This window comes from Flavobacterium anhuiense (assembly GCF_001705175.1).
GTDB classification, from domain to species: Bacteria; Bacteroidota; Bacteroidia; order Flavobacteriales; family Flavobacteriaceae; genus Flavobacterium; species Flavobacterium anhuiense.
In genome coordinates, this window is sequence record NZ_CP016907.1 from 3,199,617 (window position 1) to 3,221,959 (window position 22,343).

The following is a 22,343-nucleotide window of genomic DNA, read 5'->3' on the forward strand; positions in this document are numbered from 1 at the left end:
TCATTTATTTTGTTTTTATAGTTTTTAGAATGTTAAATATACTGTAATGCATTTGATGTTTAGCTATTCTGTATAAGTGTAAAAGCTAATTTTAACAAATATTTTGCAAATAACTGCAAAAATATTGCGCCGTATAAGAAATATCTTTCGATAAGCATATTAAAAAAAAATAAACCCGTGCAGTTTCGGACTTGCACGGGTTTATAACAAATTAAAAGCTAAAAACTATTTTGAAATTAGAAGCAGTATGAATTTTCTGCAACTAATTTTTCTGCAATTTTTTCTCTTAACGCTACCACGTTTGGTAGGTTAGTATATTTAGTGAAACGTTTAAGTCCCATTAACATCATGCGTTGTTCGTCACCTTCAGAGAAAGAAGCAATTCCTTCTTTTCCTCTTAAGTTTACGATATCAACCGCTTTATACAAGTATAATTTTGCCATAGCAATTTGCTCTTGAACTTTATCTTCACCTTCTTTTTTAGCTAATTTTTCCGTTCTCAAAATTGTACTTTCAGCCATGTAGATTTCGATCAAGATATCAGCAGCAGCCATTAATAACTGTTGGTGAGAATCTAATTCTGGTCCGTATTTTTGAACAGCGCTTCCAGCAACCATTAAGAAAACTTTTTTCAAGTTCGCTACTATTGCTTTTTCTTCTGAAAATAATTCAGAGTAGTCTGGAGTATCAAAAGATGGAATTCCCATTAATTCTTCCTGAACTTTCATTGCTGGTCCTAGTAAATCAACGTGTCCTTTCATAGCTTTTTTGATCAGCATACCTACAGAAAGCATTCTGTTGATTTCGTTTGTACCTTCGTAAATACGAGCGATACGAGCATCTCTCCAAGCACTTTCCATCGGAGTATCTTCAGAGAATCCCATTCCACCAAAAACCTGAATACCTTCGTCAGAACAGTTTTGAACGTCTTCAGAAACCGCTACTTTCAAGATAGAACACTCGATTGCATATTCTTCAACACCTTTCAACTCTGCTTCTTGATGAGAAGTTCCTTCTGCTTCACGAGCAGCGATTCTGTCTTCGATGTCTTTTGCAGCACGGTAAGAAGCACTTTCTCCTGCGTAAGCATTAGTTGCCATTTCAGCTAATTTAGAACGGATAGCTCCAAAAGATGAAATAGAAGTATTAAACTGAATTCTTTCGTTAGCATATTTTACAGCTCCAGAAGTAACTCTTCTTTGTGCATCTAAACAAGCTGCAGCCAATTTAATACGACCAACGTTTAAAGCATTCATCGCGATTTTGAAACCGTTTCCTCTTTCAGATAACATGTTTTCAACAGGAACTTTTGTTTCGTTGAAGAAAACCTGACGAGTAGAAGAAGCGCGGATTCCTAATTTATGCTCTTCTTCATTCATAGAAATTCCATTTGAAGGATCGTTTTCTACAATGAAACCTGTAATGTTTTTATCATCTCCGATACGAGCAAAAACGATGAATAAGCTGCAGAAACCTGCGTTTGAAATCCACATTTTTTGTCCTGTAATTAGATAATGAGTTCCGTCTTCAGATAAAACCGCTTTAGTTTTTCCTGAGTTAGCGTCAGATCCTGCGCCTGGTTCCGTTAAGCAATAAGCTCCAAACCATTCTCCAGAAGCTAATTTCGGAACGTATTTTTTCTTTTGTTCTTCAGTACCATAAAGTGTAATTGGCATAGTTCCAATTCCAGTGTGAGCACCAAAAGCAGTTGAGAAAGAACCCGTTGCTCCAGAAATGTAGTCGCAAACCAACATTGTAGAAACAAATCCCATTCCTAATCCGCCGTATTCTTCTGGAACAGCAACTCCAAGAAGTCCAAGTTCCCCAGCTTTACGCATAGAAGCTTCTGTATAAGCGTAATCTTTTTTCTCAAAACGATCTTTATGCGCCCATAATTCTTTGTCAACGAACTCTTTTACAGAGTCACGCATCATTAACTGCTCCTCAGAGAAATCTTCTGGTGTGAAGATGTCCTCGCATTTTGTTTCTTTAACTAAAAACTGACCACCACGAGTCACGTTTTTTTCGATTGTATCTGCCATTTTGTTTTTGTTTTTTATAAAAGATGAAAGAAGCAAGAAGCAAGATTTTTAACCTAACTTATTTATGAAGCCTGTGGTCATCTTTTGAAATTCAATTATTTTGTTTTCTAATTTTTCAGTTTTTTCTTTTGTTAAATAGTCGTTTTGACAAGCTATTAACAATTGTGTTTGTAATTCAAATGACGAACCTAAACTAATATTCAAATAATGCTGAAAGTGTTTATTTCCTCTGTTTGAACCTTCTGCAATATTTGAAGGCATAGAAACAGAACATCGATTCATTTGACTTGTCAAACTATAGGTTTCTGATTTTGGAAAAGTGGCGGTTAGTTTATAGATATCATTTGTAATTTCCATAGCTAAAATCCAAATTTTCAAATTCTTGAAATTGTGTTTCATGTTTTTGAGGGCAAGATAAGAAGAAAAATTAAAAGTAAGTTTTTTACTACTTTTTAAAAATCCATTTCAGACTAACTTTTCATCCCAAATAGAAAGTCTTTCCTCTTGCTTCTTTCCTCTAAAAAGTCTTATAAAACCTCGTAGATTCCAGCACTTCCTTGTCCAGTTCCCACACACATAGAAACGATTCCGTACTTATTACCTCTACGTTTCATTTCGTCAAATAACTGAACAGAAAGTTTAGCTCCCGTGCATCCAAGAGGGTGACCTAAAGAAATTGCTCCACCGTTTACGTTTACGATTTCAGGGTTAATATTCAATTCGCGAGTTACTGCTAAAGCTTGTGAAGCAAAAGCCTCGTTTAATTCAATTAACTCGATATCATTTAATGTTAAACCTGCTTGTTTTAATGCTTTCGGAATTGCTTTTACTGGGCCAATACCCATAATTCTTGGCTCAACTCCAGAAGAAGCAAAGTTTACCAAACGCGCAATTGGCTCAAGGTTTAACTCTTTTACCATTTCTTCGCTCATGATTAAAACGAAAGCAGCACCATCGCTCATTTGAGAAGAGTTACCAGCAGTTACACTTCCATCAGTAGCGAAAACTGGTTTTAAACCTGCCAAAGCTTCTTTAGAAGTTCCGGCTCTTGGCCCTTCGTCTTTATTTACAACGTATGATTTTGTTTCTTTTTTTCCATTTTCATTGATGAAAGTCTGTTCAACAGTAATCGGAGCGATTTGTTTGTCGAATTTTCCTTCTGCTTGTGCTTTCAACGCTTTCATGTGAGAGTTGTAAGCAAACTCATCCTGATCTTCTCTAGAGATTTTATATTGGTTAGCAACCGCTTCAGCAGTTAAACCCATTCCCCAGTAGTAATCTTCGTGACCTGCAGCAGCCACTTTATAATCCGGAGTTGGTTTGTAACCTCCCATCGGAATATAACTCATACTTTCTGCACCACCTGCAATGATACAATCTGCCATTCCTGATTGGATTTTAGCAGTCGCCATTCCGATAGTTTCTAATCCAGATGCACAGTAACGGTTTACTGTAACTCCAGGAACATCTTCCACTTTTAATCCCATCAAAGAGATCAAACGTCCAACGTTAAGACCTTGTTCTGCTTCCGGCATGGCATTTCCTACCATAACGTCATCAATACGTTTTTTGTCAAAATTAGGCAGTTCGTCCATCATAAACTGAATGGTTTCCGCAGCTAATTCATCAGGTCTTTTAAATCTAAAAACACCTTTTGGAGCTTTTCCAACTGCTGTTCTATATGCTTTTACTATATATGCTGTTTTCATTTGTTTTGTTTTTTAAGATTGGTAGAAGAAAGAGGCAAGAAGCAAGATTTCAAAACAGAGTTTTGTCTTTTCTCTTGCTTCTTTCTTCTTTATCTATTTTTCTAGTTACGAAGCGGTTTTCCTTTAGTCAACATGTATTGAATTCTTTCTAAAGTCTTACGCTCTGTACATAAACTCAAGAAAGCTTCACGTTCGATATCTAATAAATATTGTTCAGATACTAAAGTTGCTTCAGATAAATCACCTCCAGCCATTACGTAAGCCAGTTTGTTAGCGATTTTCTTATCGTGCTCAGAAATGTATTTTCCAGCTTGCATTTGATCTGTTCCAACTAAGAACATTCCCAAAGCTTGTTTTCCTAGAACTTTAATATCATTTCTTCTAATTGGCTGTGTATAACCCGCTTCTGCCATTAACAATGCATGTTTCTTAGCTTCAGCAATCTGACGATCTTTGTTTACTACAATAATGTCTTTTCCATGCTGAAGAAGTCCAGTGTCAAAAGCTTCGTAACCAGAAGTCGAAACTTTAGCCATTGCAATTGTCAAGAAATACTCTTGAAGAACGTTCAATTCCACATCATTTTTGCGGAATAAATCAGATGCTCTTAAAGTCATTTCTTTAGAGCCACCACCACCAGGAATAACTCCAACACCAAATTCAACTAATCCCATGTAAGTTTCTGCAGCAGCAACAACCTTATCAGCATGTAAGCTCATTTCGCATCCACCGCCAAAAGTCATTCCGTGAGGCGCAACCACAACTGGAATAGAAGAGTAACGAACACGCATCATTGTATCTTGGAACAATTTAATTGCCATATTCAATTCATCATATTCCTGCTCAACCGCCATCATAAAAATCATTCCGATATTAGCTCCAACAGAGAAATTCGCTGCTTGGTTTCCAATAACTAAACCTTGGTGTTCTTTTTCTGCTAATTCAATTGCTTTATTGATTGCCGAAAGAACGTCGCCACCAATTGTATTCATTTTAGATTGGAATTCTAAGTTTAAGATTCCGTCTCCTAAATCCTGAATAATTGCTCCACTGTTGCTCCAAACTTTTTTGCTTTCGCGAATGTTGTTCAGAATAATGAATGAATCTTGTCCAGGAACTTTTTCTTGTGATTTTGTTGGAATGTTGTAGAAATAAGTAGCGCCTTCTTTTACAGTATAAAAACTTTTGCTTCCAGAAGCCAACATTTCATTTACCCATGCAGCAGGTTCTAAACCTTCTGCTTTCATGATTTCAATTCCTTTTTCAACACCAATAGCATCCCAGATTTCGAATGGACCATTTTCCCATCCAAAACCAGCTTTCATGGCGTCGTCAATTTTGTAGAATTCATCTGTGATTTCAGGAACTCTGTTAGAAACGTAAGCGAACATTCCAGCAAAACTTTTGCGGTAGAATTCACCTGCTTTATCAGTTCCTTTTACTAAAACCTTAAAACGATTGATTGGTTTGTCGATAGTTTTAGTTAATTCTAAAGTTGCAAAATTTGCTTTTTTTGCAGCTCTATATTCTAATGTATCTAAGTCTAAAGAAAGAATATCTTTGTCTACTTTTTTGTAGAAACCTTGTCCGGTTTTGCTTCCTAACCAGTTATTTTCCATCATTTTGTTAATGAAATCAGGAAGTTTGAACAATTCGTGCTGTTCGTCGTTTGGACAGTTTTCGTAGATACCATTAGCAACGTGTACCAAAGTATCCAATCCAACAACGTCAACCGTACGGAAAGTAGCCGATTTTGGACGACCGATAACAGGTCCTGTCAATTTATCAACTTCTTCAATTGTTAATCCCATTTCTTTAACTAAATGGAATAAACTTTGGATTCCGTAAATACCAATTCTGTTTCCAATAAACGCCGGAGTATCTTTAGCAACAACCGAAGTTTTTCCTAAGAATTTAGATCCGTATTCGTTTAAGAAATCCAATACTTCTTTTGAAGTTTTTGGACCAGGAATAATTTCAAATAATTTTAAGTAACGCGCAGGGTTAAAAAAGTGAGTGCCGCAGAAGTGCTGTTGGAAATCTTCGCTTCTTCCTTCACTCATAAAGTGAATTGGAATACCAGAAGTGTTTGAAGTAACCAAAGTTCCCGGTTTACGGAATTTGTCGATTTGTTCAAAAACCAATTTTTTGATATCCAAACGCTCTACAACAACTTCGATAATCCAGTCTACATTGGCAATTTTTGCCATATCATCTGTCGTATTTCCAGTAGTGATTCGGCTAGCGAATTTTTGACTGTAAATAGGAGATGGTTTTGATTTTAATGAATTCGCCAAATGTTCGTTTACCACACGGTTGCGAACGGCTTTACTTTCAAGTGTTAATCCTTTTTTAGCTTCAGCTTCGGTCAGTTCACGCGGTACAATGTCCAGAAGTAAAACTTCGACACCAATGTTAGCAAAATGACAAGCTATACCTGAACCCATAATTCCGGATCCAATTACAGCAACTTTTTTAATTGTGCGTTTCATATTTGTTATTATTTGTTTTTTTACAGAATCAGGGCTATCAAAATTGATTACTTTTCTTCTGTGTTTTCTGTTTGATTAAATATGTTTTTATCGTGAATCAGTTCATTGATGATTTCAGAAACTTCGATAAAATGATTCAGCTTTTCTTCTGAGACATGCTTTCTAACGGTTTCATTAAACTTTAGAACTGTATTTTTAGATAAATCTCTTTTTTCTTTTCCAAATTCGGTAAGATAGATTAGAACACCTCTACCGTCACTTGGATTTTTCTTGCGAACAATCAAACCTTTTTCTTCCATAGATTTTAAGGTTCTTGTTAAGCTTGTGGCTTCCATTCCCATTCTTGGGCCAAGAGCCGTTGACGGAGTTCCTTCTTCCTTGTCCATACTTAAAAGAGCAAATCCTGTTGCCATTGTTGCATCGTATTTAGCAGCTTCTTCATTATACATTCTTGAAACAGCTTGCCATGTTGCTCTCAAAATATAATCTATCGTTTTGTCTTTCATAGGTAACTATATCGATTTCAAATATAATTAAAAAATACTATGCATGCATATAATTTTTTAATAATTTTTTGGTTAGTTATAAAATATCCCTGATTTAGAGGGTTTTGGTTGTTTATTTTAAGTGTAATATACTATTCTTTTTTTAGATTTTAACATTTTTAATGCTGTAAAAATCCTTTTTTAGTTTTTAAAACGCATTTAATTCTGTATTCTGTAAAAAATTATGCATTTATTTTAGTCGTTTCTTTTGGATCATAGCGTGAAATAGCGTCTTGAAGCATCTTTTTCATACGATTTCTAAGACCTTCTGGTCTTAAAATCTCCAAACAGCTTCCAAAACCTAATAGGAGACGTTCCATTTCATAATTGGGTATTACATATATATGTATAATAATACTGCCGTCTTCATTTTCTTTGATTAATCGCTGAGAAGTGTGCAAAGGTTTGGTAAGTACATAAGGCGCATTCGAAGCATCGACCCATAATTCAATACGTCTTGCATTTAATCCTGAATTTACGGTAACGCCAATTACATCTTTATAATAAATGTCGGCATCAAAATCTTCTTCTAAGTATGGATGATTAAAATCGTAATCAATAGAAATGATTCTGTCCAATGCTAAATTGGTAATTGGCTGTGTTGCTTTTTTCTTTCCGATTAAAAACCAGCGATTATTAAATTCTTTCAAGATAAAAGGATGAAAATGGAATTTCGTCTCTTCAGCAGATTTAAATGATTTATAGGTAATAATCAGAACCATCTTTTTGATAATTGCCTGATATATTTCATCCAAATAATGCAGTCCTTTTAGTTTTTCATTTTTATCCAGATAAATAACAGGTTTGGTATGCGACTTTTCGGCGTAGATTTTATCTTCCAATCGCTGTAAAATATCCGAGACATCATTAAAAAGGGAGAAATCCTTGAATTGCTTCAACATCGAAACGGTTTCCGTCAAAACATTCATATCGGTTTCCGTCAGTGGAATATCGGTTATCGAAAAATCTTCGTCTTCGTATTTATAATACTTTTTATCGTAAACTACGATCGGCGCATTATAACCGAGTTTTTCGCTCCGCATCAATTGAATATCCATTTGGATTGTTCGTTTACTTATTGGATTTTGGCGTCCTTCATATTCAAATAAAGCCTCAGAACATTCTTCGATTAAATCTTCGAGTGTCCATTGTCGGTATTTATTCTGAAGGCATTTGTCGATTGTTTTGTAGCGTATTAAGGCGTTTTTGTTTTGTGACATTTTTGCGTTATTTAAACGTAGAGACGCAATTCATTGCGTCTAAACATTATGGATATTCGTTTTGGATATTCATTGCGTCTAAACATTTTGGATATTCGTTTTGGATATTCATTTTGGATATTCGATGTAGATATTCGTTTTGGAAAATTATTGGCTGTGCATCTACACATTGTGGATATATTCGTTGTGTAGACGCAATGAATTGCGTCTCTACGTTAATAATGAAATCTCTTTTTCAATATTAATTCTTGCTTTTTCTTCATACAAATTCCTAAATTCATTGGTTTGAAAAATAAACTCGTTTTCCAAAAAATGCTTCAACGCTTTTGCTCGTCCGGGTTTGTAGAGAAAATCAGGATAAATGCGATACTCTTTTCTAATCTGTTCGAAATAGATTTGATAATCATCCCAATCTTTAGCGAGGATTTTCAAATCAAAATCGATTAGCCAATTTATATCTTCAATTGCATTTTGCTGATGCTGTTGTGTTGCGCAGATCGCATCAAAAACTAATTGTTTATTTATGGTGCTATTTTCAGATAGAATTGACAAAGCGTATTCAGCACTTTTAAGTTCGTTATCTTTCTTGGAAGCCGAATACACAAAATCATGATAGAAAATAGAAAATAATATTTCGTCAGGATTTTGAAGTTTGTCTTTATAAATTTCAAAACTGGCAATCATTTCTTTTAAATGCGTAAGATTGTGATAATGTCTTGATTTTTTGGAATATGCCTTTTCTAAATCCAGCCAGTTTTGCTGAATTTCATTTGCTGAAAAGCCAATATTTAAGAGTAAATCAGAATAAATTTCTTTTAAATTCATCTTGTTTTTTACTCAAATTTAAAATTCTTTTTTTACTGCGCAAAATAATTGCGTAGTAGTTTTGAAATCTTTGCTCAAGAAATAAAACAAACAATATTTCTAAAAAAATGAAACAAAAATTATACTACGCAAAATAACTGCGCACTAGTTTTAAAATCTTTGTTCAGAAATAAAAACAAACGTTCATAGAAATAAAAGAATAAAATAGGTCAAGTTTGAGTTACTTCGAAAACACTTTCCACGTACACACTTACACCATTACCTTTTTATTTTATAATCATAATTGGGGCAGTAGCTCAGCGGTTAGAGCAGGTAGTTTTGAAATTATCAATCAAAAGGTCAATCAAAATTTACTTCTTACACTTTTAATGTCCGTGTCGTGGGTTCGAATCCCACCTGCTCCACAATTAATGGTCAATTAAAACTTACTTCTTTAGGTTCGACTCCTAACTTCCGAAAGGAGGTTGCTGGTTATTAAGTTTTAAAATTATCATTAATAAAAAACGAGGGTCAAGATTAACTTACTTCTTTCGCGGTAGCCCGCTCCATTTTAGCTTAGTTAATCAATTATCGTCAAATTTCAGGTCAAGTGTTTCTTACTTCAAATCTTTTGGGTAGAACTAGAAGCACAATTATCTAAATTTTAAAAATTAAAAAAAATGAAAACAAAAGAATTATTAAAAATCAGTTTACGCCAAAATGCCATTTTCGTTCCGTCAGAAATGATTACGAATGATGTTAAAAATTTATCAGGAACAACATCCGTTTTGTTAGCCAATGTTTCTAAACTTGGATTTACATTTTCTGAATCATTGCTTCATGCTTTAAATAACGTGAGCCCAACTTATAAAATCGAGGTTTTAGAAGTTTTGAGAGAAGTTCTAGGGACAGATAAAAACTGGACGCCTTTGGTAAAAGAATGGAATGTTCCAACAAACGAATCTGTTGTAGATCACATCATCACTTTTTTCGGAAATATTTTCCAGACTAAAAACGGAACTAAATTACAATGCGGTCATATTATCCCAGACAATACTTTTCCATTAGAAAGATACAACGGTTGTCCGTTCTGCGGAACTCCGTTTGAATTCGGTAAACTGGAAAATATCGGACAAGGAAGCAAATTGAAAATGTTGGAATTATGGTCAGAAAAAGATTTAAATGATTTCTATATATCGTTATTGCAATCAAAAACCGCTTTAGACGCTACTCAGGTAGATAGTTTAAAAATGGCGATGCAATATTTGCCTTTACCAAAAACCGAAGTGGCAATGAAGGAAACTTTAATGCTAGTTATTGATCTTTTGATTGAAAATGGTAAAGAAGACGAAGCGTCTCAGTTTTTGAAAACGCCTACAGATATCTTACGATACTTGTGGTATAAAAACACAGGAATGCTTCAGATTATTGAGCCAAAAACGATTATTAAAAGAACATCAAAAAATGCACAGCATTTCTACAATGTTTTAGATACAAGCGTTCAGGCGAGAATTGCATCTCAAAAAGATCTGAAACTAAAATATTCCCGAAAAGAATGTTTAATGGTGGCAAACTGGTTGAACAATATGAACATGGATGTTGAAGCTATGTGCGAAACGATGCATCCAAAAAGAGGAATGTGGGTTCGTTTTATCCGAGCGTTACGTTTGGCAGAATACAGCAAAAGAAAAGGGTTTGAGAAATTGAACTTTTTAATGGATGTATTCTACAACCAAGTCTATGATGTTTGGCAAAGCAAAGTAGATTCGTCAAGATTGAAATTTGATGCAGATAAGACATTTGCGTTATTAAAACAGCGCCCAGGTTTATTTGCTCGTTCGTTATTTTCGAATATGCTTTGGTTTGGAGCAGAGGAAACTATTGCTCATTTTGAGGAAATCATCGATAAAGTTCCGGCTCGATTGGTGTTTACTTTGAATATGTATGCTCAAAATTATTTTGATAAAAACATGCAGAGAAGTGTGAAACCTTTGGGTGGAACAAACAAACGAATTGAAGCGAATGCTTTATTGAAGTTATATGAAGATTTTCAGTTGGAAGCGATGAAAAATCAAATCGAAGAATTATGTCTTTTGGCTATGAAAAAACGATTTGCGAAAATGGCGAACACCAACAAAACAATCTATATCGATCCGCAATTGTTTAACATTCCCGTTTCTGTAGGAGATCGAAGCGAAACTGTTCAGGATTTGCCAGTTGCTTTAATGGGAACTCGTTTCCCAGTTGAAGGAAACGAAGTGCGATTGTTTATGCAGTGGGGTAAAGATTTGCCAGCGCAACATTTAGATATGGATTTGAGCTGTCATATCGCTTACGAAGACCGTTCAGATATTTGCTCTTTTAGCCGATTGACGACTACAGGTTGTCAGCATAGTGGAGATATTCGAAGCATTCCGAATAAAATTGGAACTGCTGAATATATCAACATCAACATCGACGAATTGGCGAAAGCCAAAGCAAAATTTGTAACTTTTACTTGCAACGCGTACAGCAACGGAAGTATTACGCCAAATCTAGTGGTAGGTTGGATGAACAGCAAACATCCGATGAAAATTTCGGAGAAAACAGGTGTTGCATATGATCCGTCGTGTGTAGATCATCAGGTTCGTGTGACGCAGAATGTTGCCAAAGGTTTGGTTTTTGGAGTGTTAGATGTAGCCAAAAGAGAAATCGTTTGGTTGGAAATGACTTTCGGAGGTCAGGTTGTAGGAGGTTTGGATTTCAAAGGCGTTCAGGCGTTATTGTTAAAACTAAATAGCAAATTGAATATTGGTAATTTGTTACAGCTAAAAGCGGAAGCTCAAGGTTTAACAATCACCGAAAATGAAATTGCCGATGAAGTTTATACAGCGCAATGGGCTATGAATCCAGCGGTTGTTACACAATTGTTGGTGGATTAAGTTGCAAAGGTTCATAGTAACAAAGTGACAAAGGTTTTAATATTTCACGCAGATTTAAAAAGATTTTAGCAGATTAGCGCAGATTATTTATCAAAAAAAAACTTTTAGATCTGCTTAAATCTGCAAAATCTGCGTGAAACAAAATCTACGCAAAATAACTGCGTACTAAAATTAAACCTTTGCACCTATGAACCTCTGTCCCGATAGCTATCGGGATTGTCCCTTAAAAAAGAAAAAAAATGAAAACACAAATAAACGGTACAGATATATTAGAATTAGGATTCCCAGAAGGAAAAATGATCGGAATCGCATTAAAAATAAACAGCAAAAGAAACGGATTCACAAGAGACGAAATGATCGCTCATTACAAAAACGTCTTAGAAACTCCAGAGAATTATATTGACGATAAAATCTTCAGCAAATTGGCTGTAGCTTTGATCGAAAAATCGAATGAAAAACCAGAAGATTTCATTGCATTGAATCAAAATCCGAATGCGTATTCGGCTTACGGATTGGATCATATCGAAGATGGAGCCAGAAAGCAAATGGAAGTTGCCATGAAGCTGCCTGTTACAGTTGCGGGAGCTTTAATGCCAGACGCACACCAAGGTTACGGATTACCGATTGGCGGAGTTTTGGCCACAAAAAATGCTATTATTCCGTATGGTGTTGGAGTTGATATTGGGTGTAGAATGGCATTGTCGGTTTATGATATTCCAGAAGATTTTTATTTTGAAAATGAAGCCAAATTCAAAAAAGAATTAATCGCGAATTCTATTTTTGGAGCAGGTCACGGATTTCACGGTCAGTACAAATCAGATCATGCGGTTTTGGAGAACGAAACTTTCAATATGAATCCGTTTGTGAAGAACTTGAAAGATAAAGCTTGGTCGCAATTAGGTTCTTCGGGTGGTGGAAATCACTTTGTGGAATTCGGAATCATGGAATTTGTGCAAGACGATGCGGTTTTAAATATCCCAAAAGGAAAATACGTCGCTTTGTTAACGCATTCTGGTTCACGAGGAATGGGAGCAACCATTGCTGGACATTATACTAAAATTGCCAAAGACGAATGCAAACTTCCAGAAGTGGCAAAAAACTTGGCGTATTTAGATATGAATTCACAATTGGGTCAGGAATATTGGTTGGCGATGAATTTGGCGGGAGATTACGCTTCGGCTTGTCACGAGATTATCCACAACAAAATGGAACGCGCTTTGGGGGCAACGATTTTAGCAAAAGTCGAAAACCACCATAATTTTGCCTGGAAAGAAACCTGGAACGGCGAAGAAGTGATCGTGCATAGAAAAGGCGCAACTCCAGCCGGAAAAGGCGTTATGGGAATCATTCCGGGAAGTATGACCGCACCGGGATTTTTGGTGAGAGGAAAAGGCGAGGAGAACGCCATTAATTCGGCTTCGCATGGAGCAGGAAGACAAATGAGCAGAACCCAAGCCATAAAAAACATCACACAAACTGAAATGAAATCGATCCTGAGTGATCATGGCGTGACGCTTATCGGAGCAGGCCTTGACGAAGCCCCAATGGCGTATAAAGATATCAATCAGGTGATGGAAGCGCAGAAAGATTTAGTAGATGTGGTAGCGAAGTTTACACCAAAACTGGTTAGAATGGCGGATGATGGAAGCCGTGAAGACTAAGAAGAAGCAAGAAGCAAGAGGCAAGACTAAGGAAAAGCAAGAAGCAAGAAGAAAGATATGACTGTTTTGTCTTTTGTTTCTTTTCTGCACAAAATTTAAAAATTAAAAAAGTAGACAAATAAGAAAGAGCCAAGAGGAAAGATGAGAAAGTCTTGCCTCTTGCCTCTTTTCTCTGCAAAATCTTAAAAGAAAAAATAATCGGTTCAGAGAGAAAAAAAACTTAGCATCTTAGTATCTCAGAACCTTAGCAACTTTAAAAAAAACATGAATTATATAGACATAGGAATCAACCTAACCAACAAACAATTCCAAAACGACATAGACGATGTCGTACAAGACGCGCTCGACGCCGACGTATCGCAGATGATACTCACAGGCACCAGCGTACGAAATAGCGAAGAATCTGCGAAGATTGCGAGGCAGTATCCGGGCGTGTTGTACGCTACGGCGGGCATACATCCACATGATGCGAAGAGTTTCGATGCACAGAGTATTTCGAAACTCAGGAAATTATTAGAACTGAAACACGTCGTTTCGGTTGGCGAATGCGGACTAGATTTTGATCGTGATTTTTCGCCCCGAAACAAACAGGAAGAATGCTACAAAGCCCAGCTCGAATTGGCGATTGAAGTACAGAAACCTTTGTTTTTGCACGAAAGAAGCGCTTTCAATTCTTTTATGAATATCACAAAAGACTATTTACCGCAATTGCCAAAAGCCGTTGTGCATTGTTTTACGGGAACGTTGCAAGAAGCCAAAACCTATCTCGATAACGGATTTTATCTGGGTTTTACGGGAGCGATTTCAGATGCCAAACGTTTCAGCCATTTAAAAGAAGTCATTCAGTACGTACCGCTCGACCGAATGATGATTGAAACCGATGCGCCGTTTATGCTTCCTAAAAATGTCCCGAACAGCCTCTTGAAGAAATACCACGAACGCCGTTGCGAACCTGCTTTTCTGCCGTATGTTGCCGGAACAATTGCACAGTTTAAAGGAATTACTCTAGCTAAAGTTGCGGAGGAAACTACGAGGAATTCTAAAAGCTTTTTTGGGATTTAGTAACAAAGCGGCAAAGGTTCAAAGTGACAAAGAATAAAACTTAAAAAAACTTTGTGTCTTAGTGCCTTCGTGGCAAAAAAATGTTGACTTTTAAATCAGGGGTTTGTACTTGGTTTGAAGGCTTTTTGTTTGTATATATTTGAAGATGATATTCAATTTTATTAGCTATTACGGTAAACCGTAAAATTAATTAAAAAAAATAATTCACTTTTGATTATGTTTTAATAAAGAGTATGTGTAATGGCATGCTTTTGATAACTTGGCGATACTATTCTTGTTAATTATTATAAATTAGCAAAATTCATTTTAAATAAAAAAATAATGTCTAATACTGATGCAAGTACTAAAATACTAGGATTTGAATACCAAAAAATGGTGGCTTTAATTAAATGTCTTGAAGCAAAAAATGATGTTATTATACACTTAGAGTGCTTTGGTGATATTTCTGATGGCACTGAATCAGTTGAAACAAAGCATTCAATAAATGATAATAAGGAGTTGTATGATACACATGAAGATTTTTGGAAAACTCTCTATAATATTATTGACAATGAGGATGATTTTAAAAGTTATACTTCATTTATCTTGCATACAACTGCAAAAATAAGAGAGAAGTCAATTTTTGATGGCTGGAATTCGTTAACTGATTCACAGAAAGAAAGCAGAATTAAGTCTGTGAAGCCAACAGGAACTATAAGTTCATATATTAATAAAGTTAATTCTAGTTCTTCTGACGATTTAAAAAGTGTACTTAAACGTTTTAAAATTGAGGATAATCAAAAAAATGCAAGAGACTACTATAAAGATGTATTGATAACCCACCCTCAGATTACAACGCCTGTTCCTCAATCGCATATAGAGCCTTTTGTTTGTCTTCTTTTAGGATATATTTCAGAAAAATTGATTACTTCTTCAGATTATATTTGGAAGATTGATAAAAATGAGTTTAAAATTGACTTTCAAAGATTTTTAAAAAACTATCTTATTGACGACTTAATCTTTCCGAATATAAAAGTTGATCCTGATACTATTAGTGATAAAGGATACAGATTTATTGCAGAACTAAGAAACATAGGTTACGAAACTAAAATAGCAAATGCTTTAAACGATTATTTTAGAGCAAACTTTAATCGAATTGATATTTTGATGAAAAATAGGTCCCTTGCTGAAAGTTTAGATGATTATGATGACGAAATATTAGAAAGCCTTAATGATACGAAATTAACATTTGAAAACAGATTAAGTTCATTACTATTACCAAATTATAAGAAAGAATCAAGATTGTTTTATGATCATTATCAGGAAAACATTTCTCTGAAAAAAGATTTGAAGGGAGTGAAAACAGATACAATAAAAAACTATTATCCAAAAGGAAGAACTCACCATATGATTGAAGAATCTGAAAGTTTTTCTTGGAAATTAAATAAACCAAAATGAAATCAAAAGAATTAGAACAATTGATTTTTAATCCATTTTATACAACTAGAATTCTCCATCACTTTTTAAGTGGAGTAAAATCAAAAACTAAAAATGGAATAAAAACTGAATTAATTAATATTGTTTTACCAATAATTTATAATGAAATTTTAGTCAAGATCTTATGTCGGTTAAACGTTAAATCGAGTTTTAAATCTTTAATTTCAACAAATGAATTTAAAATTTTCTCGACGCAGATCAATCAGGAAATAAGAAATTTTCGTGCTGTAACTAATAATTCATTAATTCTTTTAGCAAATGATAGTGATTTAGTTATAGGTGAATTCACTAATATAAATATTCCACTAAGTTATCACGATGAAATAGATTCAAGCCTAAAATTAATTTATAAATCATCTTATAATCTTGGAATGATTATGTCAAAAGAAAAGTATCAATCAATATTTCTAAAATTAAAAATAACTGAATTATGAATATCACAATTAAAAAAATAGTCATTTTTGATGATAATAATCAATCTAGATTTATTGGCTTTAATGATGGTTTAAATATAATTACAGGTGATTCGAAAACAGGTAAAAGTGCAATTATTGAAATTATTGATTATTGTCTTTTTTCTTCCCGCTCAAGTATTCCAAAAGGAAAAATAACTGATTTTGCAGAATTATTTGTTGTCATTTATAAAATAAATGATTTTTATTTAGTTGTAGGTAGACCGGCACAAAAAACGGGAAATATGAATTATGCATATTTAAATGTTGAGTCTGATTATAATGAGTTAGAAAATATTGATATTTCTTATTTTGAGAATTTAAGTTTACGTTCTATAAAAAATGATATTCAAACTGAATTTGAGCAATATATAGGTCTAGCGATTAGTAATATGAATCTAGATAATGTAGTCACTAAACTTGATAATAAAGGTAAACTTTCCATCAGAGACACAGTATCTTTCTTATTTCAGCATCAGAATTTAATTGCTAATAAGCATGCTATATTTTACAGATTTGATGATATTATAAAGAGAAAAAGGGTGATAGAAGCATTTCCTGTTCTTTTAGGAGCAGTAGATGAAAACTATTATGATTTAATCAGACAAGAAAAAGAAAAATTACGTGAAATAAAGACAGAAAAAATTATAATTGATAAATTAAAATTGTCTAAAGAAAATGAGCTTTCGTTTCTTAGAAATTCTATACAAGTGTACTATTCATTAATAGATAAAACTTTGGAAGACAATTTAACTTTAGGTGAATTAAAAAGGATTGGAATAAATCTTCCTTTTCCTTCAGAAGTATTAAATGATCGATCAAAAGTTTATTTAGAAATAGATCGTTTTGAAAAAGAAAGAAACATAAAATACATAGAAAAAGAAGAGATTGAGAAAGCATTAGTAAACTTATATCAAACAAGTGATGATGGTTATGATTATGCAAAAGAATTAATGAAAATCCACGCTCATCAAAAATATAATAAAACTTCTTCTGATTTAAAATGTCCAATATGTGAAAGTACGGCCATAACACTAAAAGATGATATAGCAATTTTAGAAAGTTCAAAAGAGAAATTAGTTAATGAGTTGATAAAACTTGGTACTTTTTCTCAAGATAATACACCACTAATATCAGAATTAAAAGCAGAACAAAAGAGGATTGAGAAGGAGATATTAAGTCTGACAAAAAGTATAAATATTTTAGCAAAAGAAGACGAGGTATTTATTGAGGCTAAAAATGAAAGAGAACAAATCATATATCAAAAGGGAAAAATCGAAAGTTTAATTAAAAGTTTTTTGGACACGAATAGCAGTAAAGGAAACTCCAAAGATCTTGTGCAATTAGAGAGTGATTTAAAAATTATTAGAGAAGAACTTTCTAAATATAATCCTGATAAATTTAAAAAGGATTCAGAAGACTTTTTAAAGGAAAATATGGATAGAATTTGTGGGAAGTTAGATTTTGAAGAAGAATTAAAACCAGTTGATTTGTATTTTAATATTGAAGATTTTAGTTTTTACCACAAGCATGAAGGTGGAAAAATTAGACTTGATGAAATGGGAAGTGGGGCTAATTGGTTGGCTTCACATTTATCGATATTTTTATCTTTTCTTTATTTAAATTTAAAAAATGAAAAATCTGTCATCCCAGGATTTTTAGTTTTAGATCAACCTAGTCAAGTATATTTTCCAAGATCATCAAAAAAATCGGAATTAACAGATGAAGATGAGATATTAAAGTTTGATGATAACATTAATCAAGTAAAAAATATTTTTAAAGTGTTAAATGAAGAAATTGAATTGATAAAAAAAGAAACAGGAGTTGAGCCTCAAATTATTGTTTTAGAACATGCAAATGACGAAAGTTTTGATAAATTTATAATAAAAGATTGGGATAAATCTAAAGGACAAGGTTTAATATAATCTGTAAGTTTTTTCTTTATTTATAAGTAAAAGCATTATCTTTGCTTTGCTAAAATACCTAGGATATCATCCTAAAAACTTTATAAGTTAACATAAGCGATTCCCTCGCCATGATGTACCTGCGGAAACAATGGTAAATCTATCCTAATAGGGTATTTTAGCACATCTAAAGCGAGGGTTTCGTGTGTCTAATAATTTTCGATTATGCTAAAAGAAAATCAAAAACCAACACATCGTGATGTAGTGCCATCCGTACTTAATTTCCTTTCAGACGAAATGTTTGATGGAGATTACAAAGAACAGCCCATGTATTTGCAGGAAATCTTCGAGCTCCTCATGCATACAGAATTTGGCGACGATCAACAGTTAAGGCAAAAAATGCTAAGCTGTTTAAGAACAAGCAGAAATCTGGCAGAAACTTTAGCTCCGTTTTCAGATAAGCAAATTTATAAGGCTTGTAGTAGCAATTGTAAATTATCTCAATAAAAACTCAAATCCCGACAATGTCTATTGTCGGGATTTTTGTTATAAAAAAATATATTTTCACTATGTTTTGTTAAATTAATCTAAAATATACTACATTTGTATCTGTAATTAATAATAGAAAAAAATACATATGAAACTTTTATCAAGCCCATTTTTTGAACGTTTGGCCGGAGATTTTCCAGCTAATAGCTCAGGATGCGTATGTGTTTTTATGAAATTATGATCTAGAATTTAGAGTCAAACTCATCATAGAATAGAAAAGCGTCCTCATTTTAGGACGCTTTTTTTGTTTTAAAGCACTTCGACTTCGCTCAGTGTGACAAAAGTGAACAACAAAATGATAAAGAAAACAAACCAGAACTAAAAAAAACTAAAAAAATATTTAACCAAAATGTTTAATGATTAATAAAAATAGAAAGATATAGTCTTGGAAAGTAATCTGAGGAGTAACAGTCATTTGATACAAAAGTGAGATCTGCACCAGTTTGCGGACAGGAATTTCTTTGTTTTTATTTTGGGTTTAACTAACTGATAATCAGAAAATTATTCTTAAAAAATATTTGGAAATATGATTTTTTCCATCATATCTTTGCCAAACAAAATTGAAACAAAGCGTTTCAGAAAACAACAACAACAATTAAAAAATAAATAAAATGAGTTTTAAATTATACATACACAACCCAGGATTAGTAGCCGCGGCTTCGGACCGTGAATGCTTTTACATGTCGGTGCATCAATATAGGCAATAAGATAGTTATATCGTATTTGTTATGAAGCACCTTTAATCGGGTGCTTTTTTTGTGACTATTTGTTAGCCACGAAGGCACAAAGGCGCTAAGATTTAACAAAAGATAAAAAGAAGACTTTGTGCCTTAGTCCCGATAGCTATCGGGATAGCGGCAAAAGAAAGAAATACGCAAAATAACTGCGTAGAACGATTGTAAAATTTGTTCATGAAATAAAAATGAAGTAAAAAGTAGGAACCGTTAGTGGTAAACACTGGCAGTTTATGTTTAACAATAAAAATTTAAGGATGAATCAAGAAATAGGATTTACGTCGGACCATAGTGGTCAAACAGATAAACTCGAGACAAGTGAACTGTCGTTTGCCTCAATTAAAAAGAAAGATTTGGAACTGATTAACCTATGGAAGGAGAAGGTGAATTTTAGGGAAATTATATATATCATTTAGAGATATTTCTCTCTGGTAAAGCAAGGGTGCTTTTTAACTTTTGTGATATTGGATTTCCCAGAAAACCTTCGATTTCCTGAGATTCCCATGAATTGCAAAAAAAAAAATACCATGCAAAACAATACACTAGAAAAATACAAAAAAGCAATTAGAAAAAAATACGAAATAGAAAAAGAAGGTAAATACTTTGATTACTTGTACAAGCCTTCTCGTGGAAAACTTCGTGATTTGTGCTGGCTAATTTTCGAAAACAACCCAACAAAGGATGACTTGAACGTTTTCAGTAACCTATTGGGCTTAGATTTCGATCATAGCAAAAAGAATAAGTTTAAGGAGAAAAAGGATAAGTTCAGACCTATCGAAACTTTCTTCAAAGGAGAAACGGATCCGTCAAACATTGATGCTATAAACATGGCAGCTATTTTGGTTGATTTTGAACCACGTCCTTTCAAAAAGTTCTACGAAATGTCTAAAACTGAAGAAATAAAACCAGTTAAACGGATTGAGAAAGCTAAAGCAGTTTTTGAAAAAAAGAAATCTGGTAAAAAGGAAAAGCATGAAAAGAAGTCTAAGAAAAGAAACTTCTTTCTAGATTTCAAAAGCATGTTTTTCTAGGGAGTGCCACTAAGGCGCTAAGACACAAAGTTTTTTAGCCACAGATTATAAAGATTAAAAGGATTAAAAATCTGCTCAAATCTGGCAAAATCTGCGAGAAACTAATCTTAGCGTTCCTTTGCGTAAACCTTTGTGCTCTTTGCGGTTAAATAAAACAATTATTAAAAATTAAAAAAATGAAAACAACAGATAAAATTATTATTATCGATTTAGAAGCCACATGTTGGCAAGGCGCAGTCCCGAGGGGACAGCAGAATGAAATTATTGAAATCGGATTAGCAGTCTTAGATACTGAGACGGGAGAAATCTCGAAGAACAAGGGGATTCTGATAAAGCCACAACGTTCTCATGTTAGTCCGTTTTGTACTGAACTGACGACTATTACTCAAGATTTACTGGATAAAAATGGAGTTTCTTTTGAAGAAGCTGTTGATTTGCTAATCGACGAATACAATCCAGATTTGTACACTTGGGCAAGTTATGGGCAGTACGATTTGAATATGCTGACAAAACAGTGTAAATCGTTTGGCATTCCATATCCGATGGGAGAGGAGCACATCAATGTAAAAGAGCATTTTGCCGAGAAGTTTGGCTTGAAGAGGTCGACAGGAATGAATGGCGCTCTACAGTTGCTGAATATTCCATTGGAAGGAACGCACCATCGTGGAATTGATGATGCTAAAAACATCGCTAAAATCTTGCATTGGTGTTTGAAAAACTAGAATGGTTTAAATCCACTCTCCAGCTGCATTATAATCATCTGGAAGATAAGTGAGATATTGAACCATTCGCGGTTTTTCACCTTTATTTGGTGTCGCACAATGCGGAAGCGCTTGATGCCAAATGATAAAATCTCCTGCTTGCCCGATAATTGGTTTCGACTGCAGTGTCTGCAAAGCTTTTTCTCTCGGATTCTCGTGAGGTTTAAGTTCGTCAAGCCACTGATTAATTTGGTTATGAAAACCCGGAACACAATGAAAAGCGCCATCATTTGGTCCGCAATCGGTTAAATAAAGCAAGCCCTGAAGGCCAAAACTCAACGGCTTTTTCAAACTCATATCCCAATGAAGCGGACTTCCCAGAAAATTAAAATTCTCTGTTTCAGGCGGATTAAAACTTACCTTGTCAATCGTTTTGTAAATTTTAGTGGTTTTATAAAGCTGTTCATACGCTTTTTTTACCCTTGGAGAAAAACGGTTCCGATTTAAAGTTTCATGATCAGAAAAATTAAGCATAAGGCCTTTCAGATCTTCATGGCTTTCGTACCAGCTTTCCTTTTTATTAGGATCCATTTTTAGATATTCCCAAATAGCTTTTTGAGTGTCTTCGCAGTCTTCTTTTGAGATAGCATTTTTAACGATTACATAGCCATTTTGGTTCCAGAATTCTAAATCTTCTTCGGATAAAACATCGTCGGTTAAATCTTCGGGTTCAATTACTATATCACGTTTTCGGTTGTTGATCCAGATTTTAAAAGATTCATAATCTGGCTTTTCGAAATATAAAAATTGCAAAGCATCTTCCATACCAATACCTAGCTGATACAAGGTTTTGATTTCGTTGTTCCAGTTGGTTTGACCGAGATCAGCATTTTGAGGATCAACAGTGCGTTTCCATAATTGTTCAAGGGTATTCCAAGGCATAGCTTTTTGTTATAAAAGACAATAAGCTAAAATACAGGATTTATGGCTGGGTATTTAAAGTAAAAACACCTGTTTTCTGACACTAAAAAAGGCTGTCT

17 protein-coding genes and 1 tRNA gene are annotated in these 22,343 nt (G+C 34.0%); 10 read left to right on the forward strand and 8 right to left on the reverse strand.

Translation table 11 applies throughout. From position 1 onward, the window contains the following. Window positions 1-236: 236 nt before the first annotated feature. The 7 genes from BB050_RS14030 to BB050_RS14060 all read right to left on the reverse strand — a co-directional run bounded on the left by BB050_RS14030 (window position 237) and on the right by BB050_RS14060 (window position 8,833). On the reverse strand, window positions 237-2,042 hold the full coding sequence (locus BB050_RS14030; protein ID WP_066033967.1) for an acyl-CoA dehydrogenase family protein: 1,806 nt from the start codon (window positions 2,040-2,042) through the stop codon (window positions 237-239). 48 nt (window positions 2,043-2,090) lie between these two features. Then, window positions 2,091-2,441, reverse strand: a complete 351-nt coding sequence (locus BB050_RS14035; RefSeq protein WP_066033968.1) for a four helix bundle protein — start codon at window positions 2,439-2,441, stop codon at window positions 2,091-2,093. Window positions 2,442-2,569: 128 nt separating this feature from the next. Further along, window positions 2,570-3,751, reverse strand: a complete 1,182-nt coding sequence (locus BB050_RS14040) for a thiolase family protein (RefSeq protein ID WP_066033969.1) — start codon at window positions 3,749-3,751, stop codon at window positions 2,570-2,572. A 101-nt stretch (window positions 3,752-3,852) separates the two neighbouring features. Next, window positions 3,853-6,243 (reverse strand): 3-hydroxyacyl-CoA dehydrogenase/enoyl-CoA hydratase family protein, encoded by a 2,391-nt coding sequence (locus BB050_RS14045; protein ID WP_066033970.1) that lies wholly within the window; start codon window positions 6,241-6,243, stop codon window positions 3,853-3,855. 47 nt (window positions 6,244-6,290) lie between these two features. Next, on the reverse strand, window positions 6,291-6,749 hold the full coding sequence (locus tag BB050_RS14050) for a MarR family winged helix-turn-helix transcriptional regulator (protein ID WP_008468520.1): 459 nt from the start codon (window positions 6,747-6,749) through the stop codon (window positions 6,291-6,293). 221 nt (window positions 6,750-6,970) lie between these two features. After that, window positions 6,971-8,008, reverse strand: a complete 1,038-nt coding sequence (locus BB050_RS14055; RefSeq protein WP_066033971.1) for a helix-turn-helix transcriptional regulator — start codon at window positions 8,006-8,008, stop codon at window positions 6,971-6,973. 210 nt (window positions 8,009-8,218) lie between these two features. Continuing rightward, a complete protein-coding gene (locus BB050_RS14060) occupies window positions 8,219-8,833 on the reverse strand; it encodes an HD domain-containing protein (RefSeq protein WP_066033972.1) in 615 nt (204 codons plus the stop codon). A gap of 285 nt (window positions 8,834-9,118) precedes the next feature. On the opposite strand from BB050_RS14060, the gene BB050_RS21890 reads away from it, so the two are divergent. The 10 genes from BB050_RS21890 to BB050_RS14110 all read left to right on the forward strand — a co-directional run bounded on the left by BB050_RS21890 (window position 9,119) and on the right by BB050_RS14110 (window position 21,324). After that, a tRNA-OTHER gene (locus tag BB050_RS21890) sits at window positions 9,119-9,237 on the forward strand. 255 nt (window positions 9,238-9,492) lie between these two features. Continuing rightward, window positions 9,493-11,733, forward strand: coding sequence for a hypothetical protein (locus BB050_RS14065; RefSeq protein WP_066033973.1), 2,241 nt, complete (start codon window positions 9,493-9,495; stop codon window positions 11,731-11,733). Window positions 11,734-11,972: 239 nt separating this feature from the next. Continuing rightward, on the forward strand, window positions 11,973-13,394 hold the full coding sequence (locus tag BB050_RS14070) for an RtcB family protein (RefSeq protein ID WP_066033974.1): 1,422 nt from the start codon (window positions 11,973-11,975) through the stop codon (window positions 13,392-13,394). A gap of 264 nt (window positions 13,395-13,658) precedes the next feature. Beyond that, window positions 13,659-14,456 carry a TatD family hydrolase gene (locus BB050_RS14075; protein WP_066033975.1) on the forward strand — a complete coding sequence of 266 codons (798 nt, stop codon included), beginning with the start codon at window positions 13,659-13,661 and terminating at the stop codon, window positions 14,454-14,456. A gap of 321 nt (window positions 14,457-14,777) precedes the next feature. After that, window positions 14,778-15,893, forward strand: a complete 1,116-nt coding sequence (locus BB050_RS14080) for a hypothetical protein (protein ID WP_066033976.1) — start codon at window positions 14,778-14,780, stop codon at window positions 15,891-15,893. Next, on the forward strand, window positions 15,890-16,366 hold the full coding sequence (locus tag BB050_RS14085; RefSeq protein ID WP_066033977.1) for a three component ABC system middle component: 477 nt from the start codon (window positions 15,890-15,892) through the stop codon (window positions 16,364-16,366). Before BB050_RS14080 ends, BB050_RS14085 begins: the two co-directional genes overlap by 4 nt. After that, window positions 16,363-18,309 carry a DUF3732 domain-containing protein gene (locus BB050_RS14090; RefSeq protein WP_066033978.1) on the forward strand — a complete coding sequence of 649 codons (1,947 nt, stop codon included), beginning with the start codon at window positions 16,363-16,365 and terminating at the stop codon, window positions 18,307-18,309. The genes BB050_RS14085 and BB050_RS14090 overlap by 4 nt, the downstream gene beginning before the upstream one ends. Window positions 18,310-18,513: 204 nt before the next feature. Continuing rightward, a complete protein-coding gene (locus tag BB050_RS14095; RefSeq protein WP_066033979.1) occupies window positions 18,514-18,795 on the forward strand; it encodes a hypothetical protein in 282 nt (93 codons plus the stop codon). A gap of 1,303 nt (window positions 18,796-20,098) precedes the next feature. Continuing rightward, on the forward strand, window positions 20,099-20,602 hold the full coding sequence (locus BB050_RS14105; protein WP_066035172.1) for a hypothetical protein: 504 nt from the start codon (window positions 20,099-20,101) through the stop codon (window positions 20,600-20,602). A gap of 176 nt (window positions 20,603-20,778) precedes the next feature. Continuing rightward, on the forward strand, window positions 20,779-21,324 hold the full coding sequence (locus BB050_RS14110) for a 3'-5' exonuclease (RefSeq protein WP_066033981.1): 546 nt from the start codon (window positions 20,779-20,781) through the stop codon (window positions 21,322-21,324). A 6-nt stretch (window positions 21,325-21,330) separates the two neighbouring features. Here BB050_RS14110 and BB050_RS14115 read toward each other — a convergent pair whose 3' ends face one another. Beyond that, complete coding sequence (locus BB050_RS14115) at window positions 21,331-22,245, reverse strand: phytanoyl-CoA dioxygenase family protein (protein WP_066033982.1); 915 nt, start codon at window positions 22,243-22,245, stop codon at window positions 21,331-21,333. Between the last annotated feature and the right edge of the window lie 98 nt (window positions 22,246-22,343).

Excerpts from the sequence above, each read along its gene's own strand:
- BB050_RS14090 (WP_066033978.1), top strand. The coding sequence starts at position 16,363 with ATGAATATCACAATTAAAAAAATAGTCATTTTTGATGATAATAATCAA.
- BB050_RS14075 (WP_066033975.1), top strand. The coding sequence starts at position 13,659 with ATGAATTATATAGACATAGGAATCAACCTAACCAACAAACAATTCCAA.
- BB050_RS14065 (WP_066033973.1), top strand. The coding sequence starts at position 9,493 with ATGAAAACAAAAGAATTATTAAAAATCAGTTTACGCCAAAATGCCATT.
- BB050_RS14055 (WP_066033971.1), bottom strand. The coding sequence starts at position 8,008 with ATGTCACAAAACAAAAACGCCTTAATACGCTACAAAACAATCGACAAA.
- BB050_RS14040 (WP_066033969.1), bottom strand. The coding sequence starts at position 3,751 with ATGAAAACAGCATATATAGTAAAAGCATATAGAACAGCAGTTGGAAAA.
- BB050_RS14085 (WP_066033977.1), top strand. The coding sequence starts at position 15,890 with ATGAAATCAAAAGAATTAGAACAATTGATTTTTAATCCATTTTATACA.
- BB050_RS14035 (WP_066033968.1), bottom strand. The coding sequence starts at position 2,441 with ATGAAACACAATTTCAAGAATTTGAAAATTTGGATTTTAGCTATGGAA.
- BB050_RS14060 (WP_066033972.1), bottom strand. The coding sequence starts at position 8,833 with ATGAATTTAAAAGAAATTTATTCTGATTTACTCTTAAATATTGGCTTT.
- BB050_RS14070 (WP_066033974.1), top strand. The coding sequence starts at position 11,973 with ATGAAAACACAAATAAACGGTACAGATATATTAGAATTAGGATTCCCA.
- BB050_RS14115 (WP_066033982.1), bottom strand. The coding sequence starts at position 22,245 with ATGCCTTGGAATACCCTTGAACAATTATGGAAACGCACTGTTGATCCT.
- BB050_RS14030 (WP_066033967.1), bottom strand. The coding sequence starts at position 2,042 with ATGGCAGATACAATCGAAAAAAACGTGACTCGTGGTGGTCAGTTTTTA.
- BB050_RS14105 (WP_066035172.1), top strand. The coding sequence starts at position 20,099 with ATGCAAAACAATACACTAGAAAAATACAAAAAAGCAATTAGAAAAAAA.
- BB050_RS14080 (WP_066033976.1), top strand. The coding sequence starts at position 14,778 with ATGTCTAATACTGATGCAAGTACTAAAATACTAGGATTTGAATACCAA.
- BB050_RS14110 (WP_066033981.1), top strand. The coding sequence starts at position 20,779 with ATGAAAACAACAGATAAAATTATTATTATCGATTTAGAAGCCACATGT.
- BB050_RS14095 (WP_066033979.1), top strand. The coding sequence starts at position 18,514 with ATGCTAAAAGAAAATCAAAAACCAACACATCGTGATGTAGTGCCATCC.
- BB050_RS14050 (WP_008468520.1), bottom strand. The coding sequence starts at position 6,749 with ATGAAAGACAAAACGATAGATTATATTTTGAGAGCAACATGGCAAGCT.
- BB050_RS14045 (WP_066033970.1), bottom strand. The coding sequence starts at position 6,243 with ATGAAACGCACAATTAAAAAAGTTGCTGTAATTGGATCCGGAATTATG.